Consider the following 3058-nt stretch of genomic DNA (forward strand, 5'->3'; position numbering starts at 1 on the left):
CCATGCGCCATCTACCCTTTAGCTTAAAGCGAGAGATGGATTCGACGCGGTAGGCGGCAGGCAAGGCTGGGTCGTCAGAAAAATTCCCCGGACCTCCTTTCTCAAATCCGGGAATCGCCCAAAGCGATTGCCTCTTCTACATCCTCACCGATTCATAACCTCTAAAACTCTCTCGTTGGGTCCGAGCAAAATACCAATCATGTCTCACGTTAGCTGTGGGGCCACAATTGAATTAATCTTTTGCACTAACTTTTTAAAACTCTCTGAATATTCTGGGCGAATGTTCTCGTATTCATCAGTAAGACCAATAATTTCTGGTTTCGCAGGTGAAGCCTTTTTCGTTCGAACATCGTTTGCGGGAATAGTAAAGAAAGAATAATCTGGAAATTCTTTTTGAAGTTCTTTCGATATTTGGTCGCAGTTCCTGTCTAATATGCCTGCGACTTTTTGAAAACCTAATTCTTTCAAAGTTTTTGCAATCAATTTCATTTTTTGAGCTCCTCCTACGCCCCAACCGAAAAATGTTCCTTGAAATTGAATTCCCAATTTGATAGCAAGACGTGGATAATGAATCACATCATCTTGGCCCTCAACCAATATAATTCCGTCATCAAGAAAAAAAACTTCTTTTGCGTTCAGTCCCCAAACATGAGGATTGTGTGTATCATTGAGGAATCCCTGAAAGGACTTTCCAGTTTCAACGGTTAATTCGGAAATAACTGAACCCGCAGTAGTTTGGTGGACTCTTGCCACTCGAGCTCCCGCCTCAAGTGTAGGTAACTCTAGAAAATAAGGTGAATGTGTAGCGACAACTATTTGTCGAATAGAGGAATATTCGATTAAAAGGCTTGATAACTTCCGTTGTAGTGATGGATGAAGAGAAAGTTCAGGCTCATCAATGACTATCATGTCGTTGTCGCCTGAGTCATAAAGCGCATCAACAATAAAAAGTAAACTGATAAGTCCATCACCTAATCCCTCGCTGTTATGATGCATTCCACCAGCATCATATTTGAGGTAATACTGCCCAGTGTCGGCCTGTTCAATATTCCATTTAGGAACCGGAAAAAGTACCCTGCCTAATAGCTGATCAAACTCTTGTCGATTATTTTGAGCTCTAAATAACCTAGAAGCAAATTGATCAATAGAATTACTACGAAATGGATACACTGACATATTACCAATATATGTCCCTCGTTCTGCTACGGATTTTCCAAAGTACGGATTAAAAAACCGCCTAGGAGTCTGTCGGACTTTTCGTTCGTCGTATGTTAAAACGCCGGGTATTAAAAACCCCAATTTGAGGCGACAGAGCTATGAGTCACACGTTTCGCCAAGTTGACCGAGACACACTGTATCTGCTCCCTCCGTCTCTGAGCGACTGGTTGCCGGAAGGCCATCTGGCCCGCTTCGTCGTCGAGATTGTGGAGCAGCTTGACCTCACTGCAATCACGGCCGCCTATGCCGGCCGTGGGTCCAAGGCGCATCATCCGGAGATGTTGTTGGCGCTGTTGTTCTACGGGTATGCGACCGGCGTTTTTTCCAGCCGCCAATTGGAACGTGGGACCTACGACTCCGTGGCCTTTCGTTATCTCGCCGCCAACGATCATCCCGACCACGATACCATCGCCACCTTTCGGAAACGCTTTCTTGCTGAGCTGAAACCGCTCTTCGTCCAGATTCTCCTCATTGCCCAGCAGATGGCGGTCTTAAAGCTGGGCACCGTCAGTCTTGACGGCACCAAGATCAACGCCAACGCATCCAAACACCGGGCCTTGAGTTGGCAACATGCCTGCAAGCTGGAACAGCACCTCAAGGCTGAGGTGGAAGCCCTACTGCGCCAGGCAGAAGCTGCGGATCAAACCGATCTCCCTGACGGGCTAGATATCCCAGAAGAGCTGGCGCGTCGTGAAGAGCGCCTTGCCGCGATTGCCAGAGCCAAAGCGGAGATCGAACACCGGGCGGCCACTCGCCAGGCTGAGGAGCAAGCCCACTATGAGGCGCGGCGCACCCAGCGCCACGCCAAGGAGCAACAAACGGGCAAGAAGGCGGGCGGCAAACCACCCAAGCCGCCTGAACCCGGTCCCCGGGACAAGGACCAAGTCAACCTGACCGACGAAGCCTCCCGGATCATGCCCACTTCCGGCGGCGGCTTCGCGCAGAGCTACAACGCCCAGGCCAGCGTCGATGTCGACACGATGCTGATTGTCGGGCGGCACCTCAGCCAGCATTCCAATGACAAGCTTGAAATCCACCCGGCTCTTGAGGCCTTACGCACCCTGCCGGCGGCGCTGGGGAAAGTTGACATTCTGTTGGCCGATGCCGGCTACTACAGCATCACCAACGTCGGCAGATGCCTGGAGCACGAGATTCAACCGTATATCAGCAGCCAACGCCATCCGCACCATCAGAGTCTCAAAGAACGCTTCGCTGAGCCGGAGCCTTTGCCAGACCACGCCGATGCCGTGACCGAGATGAAGCATCGACTGAAGACCCAAGACGGTCGGGCACTTTACAGCAAACGGAAAAGCACCGTCGAACCGGTCTTCGGCATCATCAAGGCCGTCATGGGATTCCGCCAGTTCCTGCTTCGAGGGGTGGAGTCCGTCTGCGGAGAGTGGGACCTGGTCTGCATGGCCTGGAACCTGAAGCGGTTACATGCCCTGGGGGCATAACAACGACGGGCATGACCTCTCGTGCTGGACAAAGACTCGGGCATAGTGGGGCCGCATGGGCGATATTTCGAAAAAACCTCTGTGGATCCCGATAGCAACGGGGAAAACAGTCGGTCACTGTCCACTATGGTTGGTCAAGTCCGACAGACTCCTAGGGAGCCATAGCATTCAGAAGGAGAATTTGAGGGATATTTTCAGATGGTAAGACCTGTACTTGTCTGTTGAAAAAAATATAGCGATTCCTGAACTATTGAAAATGTTCCTGGCATGCCTTCTGCCAATCGTGATTTCGCTCAGGACGATTCTCATGAGATTATTCTGACCGTCGTGTTCGTCTCCTTTCTCCAGGCCCCTAATGTATGACGTAATGCCGTTGTGTCCTT

General features: G+C 50.6%; 3 protein-coding genes. 1 reads left to right on the forward strand and 2 read right to left on the reverse strand.

The genetic code is table 11. From position 1 onward, the window contains the following. Positions 1-204: 204 nt before the first annotated feature. Entirely contained in the window at positions 205-1176 is a 972-nt protein-coding gene (locus AAH187_RS08965) for an AAA family ATPase (protein ID WP_342348111.1), read from the reverse strand. A 140-nt stretch (positions 1177-1316) separates the two neighbouring features. Here AAH187_RS08965 and AAH187_RS08970 point away from each other — a divergent pair, with 140 nt between their 5' ends. After that, positions 1317-2675 carry an IS1182 family transposase gene (locus tag AAH187_RS08970; protein WP_342348112.1) on the forward strand — a complete coding sequence of 453 codons (1359 nt, stop codon included), beginning with the start codon at positions 1317-1319 and terminating at the stop codon, positions 2673-2675. Positions 2676-2843: 168 nt separating this feature from the next. Here the strand turns inward: AAH187_RS08970 and AAH187_RS08975 are convergent. Next, on the reverse strand, positions 2844-3058 hold a 215-nt coding region (locus AAH187_RS08975; RefSeq protein WP_342348113.1), incomplete at its 5' end, for a hypothetical protein.

This window comes from uncultured Nitrospira sp. (assembly GCA_902500695.1).
Taxonomy (GTDB): Bacteria; Nitrospirota; Nitrospiria; order Nitrospirales; family UBA8639; genus Nitrospira_E.

What these genes read in the sequence shown, in the direction of transcription:
- AAH187_RS08965 (WP_342348111.1), bottom strand. Translation starts at nt 1,176, where the DNA reads ATGTCAGTGTATCCATTTCGTAGTAATTCTATTGATCAATTTGCTTCT.
- AAH187_RS08970 (WP_342348112.1), top strand. Translation starts at nt 1,317, where the DNA reads ATGAGTCACACGTTTCGCCAAGTTGACCGAGACACACTGTATCTGCTC.